Raw genomic sequence first — 6,057 nt, 5'->3', positions numbered from 1 at the left:
GCCGGCCGGCGCAGCGAAGCTCGCCGCCCTGCCGGGACGGACCCGCTCGGACAAGAAGCCGGGCCCCGCGAGCCCGGGCCGCCCCCGCCCGCAGGAGGTCAGGACGCCGCGGCGGTGAGGGGCAGGGTCTGGGGGTAGGCGAGGGCGGCGGGAGGGAGGGTGGTGGGGGTGCCGGCGTGGAGGACGGTGAGGGTGGCGGTGCCCTTGCGGGTGGGGTCGAGGACGCGGCGCAGGGCCTGGGCGGCGACCGGGTCGGCGGAGCCGTGGAGGGTCAGCGTGGGCAGCGCGGTCGGGGCGACGGCGGTGCGGATGCGGTCGGCGACCAGTTCGTAGTGGGTGCAGCCGAGCACGACCGCCGCCGTGCCGGCCGGGGTGCGGGCGGCCGCGTCGGCGACGGCGGCGTCGATGGCCGCGTCGTCGCCGTGCTCGACGGCGTCGGCGAGCCCGGGGCAGGCGACCTCGGTGACCGCGGCCGTCCCGGCGAAGTCGCGGATCAGCCCGCGCTGGTAGGCGCTGCCGGTGGTGGCGGGAGTGGCCCAGATGGCGACCGGGCCGCCGAGGGCGGCGGCCGGCTTGATCGCCGGGACGGTGCCGATGACCGGCAGCGCGGGCTCCAGTTCGGCCCGCAGTGCGGCGAGCGCGTGCACCGAGGCGGTGTTGCAGGCGACGATCAGCGCGTCCGGCCGGTACGCGGCGGCGGCCCGGGCGCAGCCGAGGGCGAGTTCGGTGATCTCCTCGGGCGTCTGCGGTCCCCAGGGCATCGAGGCGGGGTTGGAGGAGAGCACCAGATCGACGTCCGGACGCAGTGCCCGGAGTGCGGCGGCGGCGGCCAGCAGGCCGATTCCCGAGTCCATCAGTGCGATCTTCACGGGTCAAGACTTTAGTCGATGCCCCCCGTCGGGCCCCGGGTGCGGCAGACTGCCCGGGTGACCGTCCTGCTGTGGATCGCCGCGTTCTCCCTGCTGGTCTGGCTCTGGCTGGCGGGCTGCCACGGGTTGTTCTGGCGCACCGACGTGCGGCTGCCGCCGCGCCGGCCGCCGGCGCGCTGGCCGCAGGTGGCGGTGGTGGTGCCGGCCCGGGACGAGGCCGGGGTGCTGCCGCTGTCGCTGCCGGGCCTGCTGGCGCAGAAGTACCCGGGGCGGGCCCGGGTGGTGCTGGTGGACGACCACAGCTCGGACGGGACGGGCGCGCTGGCGCGCTCGCTCGCCGCCCCGGGGGGCCTGGAGCTGACGGTCACCACCCCTCCCCCGCTGCCGCCGGGGTGGACCGGCAAGCTGTGGGCGCTGCGGCACGGGGTGGAGCTCGCCGGGCCGGACGCGGAGTACCTGCTGCTGACCGATGCGGACATCGCGCACGGGCCGGACTCGCTGGCCGAGCTGGTGGCGGCGGCGGAGAGCGGCCGGCTGGACCTGGTGTCGCAGATGGCCCGGCTGCGGGTGGAGACCGGGTGGGAGCGGCTGATCGTGCCGGCCTTCGTGTACTTCTTCGCCCAGCTGTACCCGTTCCGGTGGAGCAACCGGCCCGGGTCGCGGACGGCCGCGGCGGCGGGCGGCTGCTCACTGGTGCGGCGCGAGGCCCTGGAGCGGGCGGGCGGGGTGGCGGCGATCCGGGGCGCGGTGATCGACGACGTGTCGCTGGCCCGGGCGGTGAAGGCGGCCGGGGGCCGGACCTGGCTGGGGCTGGCGGAGCAGGTGGACAGCGTGCGGCCGTATCCGCGCCTCGCGCAGCTGTGGCGGATGGTGTCGCGCAGCGCGTACGCCCAGCTGCGGCACTCGCCGGTGCTGCTGCTGGGGACGGTGCTGGGGCTGGCGCTGGTGTACCTGGTGCCGCCGGTGGCGTCGGTGGCGGGGCTGGTGGGGGGCGCGTGGCCGGTGGCGGCGGCGGGCGGAGCCGCGTGGGCGCTGATGGCGGGGACCTTCGTGCCGATGCTGCGCTACTACGGGCAACCGGCGCCGGCCGCGCTGCTGCTGCCGTTCACGGCCTCGCTCTACCTGCTGATGACGGTCGACTCGGCGGTGCAGCACTGGCGGGGCCGGGGCGCCTCCTGGAAGGGCCGCACGTACTGAGGCCGGGCGCATCGCACCGGCCGGACGGACCGTCGGACGGCCGCCCGGGCCGCGCAGGCGCGTCGCCCGGGCGCCGCGCCGCGCCGGTCTTCGCCGCGCCGCTCTTCGCCGCGCCGGGACCGAACGCCCCCGGTGCGCGCGCTCCTGCCCGATCCGGGTGAGGAAGCCGTCGATCAGCGGGGCGATCCCGGGCAGCCTCTCCTCCAGAGCGAAGTGCCCGGTGCCGCCCTCGTACTGGGGCGGGTGATCTCCGGGCTGAGGACGGCGCGGGCGCGTTCGGCGGCGCCCTCGACGCCGGGGCGGGCGGGTCCGCCCCCGCCGCACGCAGGGGGCGGGCCGGCCTCGTGCGGCCGGCCCGCCGGGACCGTCTGGAAGGGGTGACGCGGGATCAGAACAGCGTGTGGGCGCGCGGGTGGCGCTGCTGGTCCTCGGCGACCAGGCGGTCCATCACCCCGGTCATCGCCTCGACGCTGCCGGCCTTGGACGGCGAGGTGCGCGCGTCGCCGTGCACGACCACGGTCGGCAGCTCGTTGATGCCGTGACGGACGAACAGCTCGGCCGCCTCGTCCACCGCCTTGGACACCTGCGGCGAGCCGTAGGTCTCGCGGAAGCGCTGCTGGTCGACGCCCTGGCGCTGCGCCCAGGCGGTGGCGGTGGCCTCGGTGGTGAGGTCCTGGTCCTCGGTGCGGACGGCCCGGAAGGCGCCGGCCTGCAGCCGCTCGACCAGGCCGAGCCGCTCCAGCGTGTAGTACAGCCGGGCGTGCCCGCGCTGCGCGGTCTCCTCGCGGCTGCCCGGCCAGATGGCCGGCACCCGGCGCAGGTCCACGTCGGCGCGGTGCCGCTCGGTCCAGGCCTGGAGCGGCTGCTCCAGCGCCTGCGAGTGGCTGCAGTCGTACCAGAAGAACTCCAGCGCCTCGGTGCGGGCGCTCTCCCGCACCGGCTGGATGGTGTTGAGGTGGGAGAACGGGGTGCCCTCGCGGGGCGGCTGGTGACTGGCGGCGGCGGCCTGGAGGGGGGACGCGGCGATCCCGGCGGCGACGGCCAGCAACAGGGAGGTTCGAAGGATCGGCTTCACACCGGGAGTGTGGCCCGTGACGGGGCGTCAACGGCCAGTCGTCCCGGTGCGTCGGGCCGGGATTCGCCTGAACAGCGCACCCGGCCCGGCGCACCGGGACGCATCGGCCGTGTCAGCCGCGCCCGCCCGGTCCGCCGCGCTCGCAGACCTCGCGGAACAGGCGCTGCCAGGCGTCGGCCACCACGTCGAGGTCGCAGTGGGCCAGCGCGTGGGCGCGGGCGGCGGCGCCGAGTCCGGCGCGGTCGCCGGCCAGCACCTTGGCCAGTGCCTCGGCGAGGGCGAGCGGGTCGCCGGGAGCGACCAGCGCGCCGGTGACGCCGTCCCGGACCACCGACCTGACCCAGCCGACGTCGGTGGCGACGGCCGGCAGGCCGGCCAGCGCGGCCTCGATCAGGACCCCGGGCACCCCCTCGCTGTCACTGCTGAGCAGCACGGCGTCGGCGGCCCGGTAGAGCGGCGCCGGGTCGGCGAGGGTGCCCAGGAAGTGGGCCCGGGCGGCGGCCGGATGTCGCTCCAGGGCGGTGCGTTGCGGGCCGTCGCCGGCCACGGCGAGCCGCACGTCGGGCAGCCGGTCGAGGGCGTCGAGGGCAAGGTCGAGGCGCTTCGCGGGGGTGATCACGCCGAGCCAGGCGACCAGCAGGCCGTCCGGCGGCAGGCCCAGCGACTGCCGGGCGGCGCGCCGCTCGGCCTCCCCCTGCGCGGGCGGGTAGCGGTCGGCGGCACGGGCGTTGGGGATGGTGCGGACGGCGGCGGCGGGCAGCCGGAAGTGTTCCACGAGCAGGTCGCGGGCCCCGTCGGAGAGGGCGGTGACGGCGGCGGCGCGGTGCAGCAGGGCGCCGGTGCGCAGCCTGCGGACCGGTCCGGCCGTCCAGTTCCGGGGGTCGCCGATGGAGACGTAGACGAACGGGGTGCGGGTGCCGGCGAGGGCGAGGGCGCAGGCGGAGAGGGTGGCGGCCCCGTGGGCGACGACGAGGTCGGCGGTGCGGGCGGCGGTGCGCAGGGCACCGAGGGTGCGCGGATGGAGCCGGCCGGGGCCGAGGACGGTGGTGGCGCGGGTGTCGGGGGCGTCCGGGTGCGGGGCGAGCGCGCGCAGGGCGGAGGCCTGGCCCCGGCGGCGCAGTTCGCGGTGGAGGTCGTGGGCGAGGTTCTGCGGGCCGCTGCGGCGTGGATCGGTGATGAGGTGGAGGATGCGGGGGCGGGTTCCGGTCACCTTGACCGGTGTCGCGTCAGGCATGGGAACGACCTTGGCACAGCCTCCGGCCAGGGACGACCCCTTGGCGCAACCCGGCGGTGGTCCGCGCGCCAGCGCGGGTACTCCCGAAAAGCGCCGCACGGGAGCCGTCGTGCGCCCTTCGAGGGGCCAACGCGCCCTGCTGCGCGCTGTCGTCCGCCCCCGGACGGTTCGCCACCGGCCCTCCGGCACCGCTCCGGGTGTGACCTAATCGCTGGCGGGCGCCGGGCGCGACCTGCGATGCTGAGCGGCAGTCAGGGCGCCGTCCCGGCACGGGAGAACGGGCGCGCCCAGGAGGGCGGGGGTTGGCCTGTGCATGTGCTCTATGTGATCGACAGCGTGAGCCGGGCCGGTGGGGCCGAGCAGGGCCTGATGGCGATGGCCCCCCAGCTGACACGGGCCGGGGTGAAGCTCGACGTCGCCTACCTCAAGGACTCCCCCGGCGGCTTCCAGCCGGAGCTCACCGCGGCCGGCGTCGAGGTGTTCGGGGTCGGCCGGCCGACCCGGGGGCGCACGGCCGCCGCCCTGCACCGGCTGGTCCGCGAGCGCCGCCCGGACCTCGTGCACACCACGCTCTACGAGTCGGACGTGCTCGGCCGGGCCGCCGCGCTGGCCGCCCGCACCCCGGTGGTGACCAGCCTGGTCGACGCCTCGTACGGCCCCGAGCACCGCGGCACGCGCGGACTGAGCCCGTGGAAGGTCCGGGCCGCGCAGACCGTGGACGCCGCGACCGCGCAGGGCACCCGGCGCTTCCACGCACTGACCCGCTACGTGGCCGGGGCGATGGCGCGCCGGCTGCGGGTGCCGTACCAGCGGATCGACGTGGTGCCGCGCGGACGCGACCCGGAGCGCCTCGGCACGGTGACGCCGGACCGGCGGGCCGCGGTGCGCGCCGCGCTGGAACTGCCCCCGGAGGTGCCGGTGGTGCTGGCGGCGGCCCGTCAGCAGTACCGGAAGGGCCTGGACGTCCTGCTGGAGGCCTGGCCGGAGGTGCTGCGCGCGGAGCCGGAGGCGGTGCTGCTGCTGGCCGGCAGCGAGGGCACCGAGAGCGAGCGGCTGCGGGCACTGGCCTCGACGACGGCCGGGGTGCGCTTCCTCGGACCGCGCGACGACGTGTTCGACCTGATGGCGGCCTCCGACGCGTTCGCCGTGCCGTCCCGCTGGGAGGGGCTGGGCAGCGCGGCGCTGGAGGCGATGGGCGTCGGCGTGCCGCTGGTCGCCGCCGACGTGCCGGCGCTGCGCGAGACGGTGGGCTCGGAGGACTACGCGCGGCTGGTGCCGCCGGAGCGGCCCGCCGCGCTGGCGGAGGCGCTGACCGACACCCTGCAGGACCGGGCCTCGGCGCGGGTGCGGGCGAAGGCCGCGCGGGCACGGTTCCTGACGTCCTTCACGCTGCACCGGGTGTCGGCGCAGATGGTGGAGTTCTACGAGCGATCGCTGCGCCTGCGGGCGGTCTGACGCCCGCCGGACGAGCGCCGCCGCGGCGCCGCGGCGCCTGTGCCGCCACAGCGCCACAGCGCCGCACCGTCGCGCCGCCTGTGCCGCAGGCCGGTGCTCCGGGGAAGCGGCGCCGGGCCCGCTTCGGCGGGCCCCCCCCCCCCGCCCCCCCCGGGGCCGGGGCCCCCCGGGGGGGCCGCCCCCCCCGGGCGCCACCCCCCCCCGGCCCGGGGGGGGGGGCGCGCCCC

Annotated in this window: 5 protein-coding genes; 2 read left to right on the top strand and 3 right to left on the bottom strand. The window is 77.8% G+C overall.

What is annotated here, in order from left to right:
• Nucleotides 1–98: 98 nt before the first annotated feature.
• A complete protein-coding gene (locus ACF1AK_RS33300; RefSeq protein WP_391502556.1) occupies nucleotides 99–869 on the bottom strand; it encodes a glutamate racemase in 771 nt (256 codons plus the stop codon).
• A 57-nt stretch (nucleotides 870–926) separates the two neighbouring features.
• On the opposite strand from ACF1AK_RS33300, the gene ACF1AK_RS33295 reads away from it, so the two are divergent.
• Nucleotides 927–2,066, top strand: coding sequence for a glycosyltransferase (locus tag ACF1AK_RS33295; protein ID WP_391502555.1), 1,140 nt, complete (start codon nucleotides 927–929; stop codon nucleotides 2,064–2,066).
• Between the two features lie 388 nt (nucleotides 2,067–2,454).
• Here ACF1AK_RS33295 and ACF1AK_RS33290 read toward each other — a convergent pair whose 3' ends face one another.
• Nucleotides 2,455–3,141, bottom strand: coding sequence for a DsbA family protein (locus ACF1AK_RS33290; protein WP_391502554.1), 687 nt, complete (start codon nucleotides 3,139–3,141; stop codon nucleotides 2,455–2,457).
• Nucleotides 3,142–3,253: 112 nt separating this feature from the next.
• Complete coding sequence (locus ACF1AK_RS33285) at nucleotides 3,254–4,375, bottom strand: glycosyltransferase family 4 protein (protein ID WP_391502553.1); 1,122 nt, start codon at nucleotides 4,373–4,375, stop codon at nucleotides 3,254–3,256.
• A gap of 324 nt (nucleotides 4,376–4,699) precedes the next feature.
• Here ACF1AK_RS33285 and ACF1AK_RS33280 point away from each other — a divergent pair, with 324 nt between their 5' ends.
• Nucleotides 4,700–5,830, top strand: coding sequence for a glycosyltransferase family 4 protein (locus tag ACF1AK_RS33280; RefSeq protein ID WP_391502552.1), 1,131 nt, complete (start codon nucleotides 4,700–4,702; stop codon nucleotides 5,828–5,830).
• Nucleotides 5,831–6,057: the final 227 nt, after the last annotated feature.

It is taken from the genome of Kitasatospora sp. NPDC015120, from assembly GCF_043080305.1.
Classification (GTDB): domain Bacteria; phylum Actinomycetota; class Actinomycetes; order Streptomycetales; family Streptomycetaceae; genus Kitasatospora.
The sequence above is the reverse complement of the archived record's forward strand: the minus strand, read 5'-3'. Positions and strand labels throughout refer to the sequence as shown.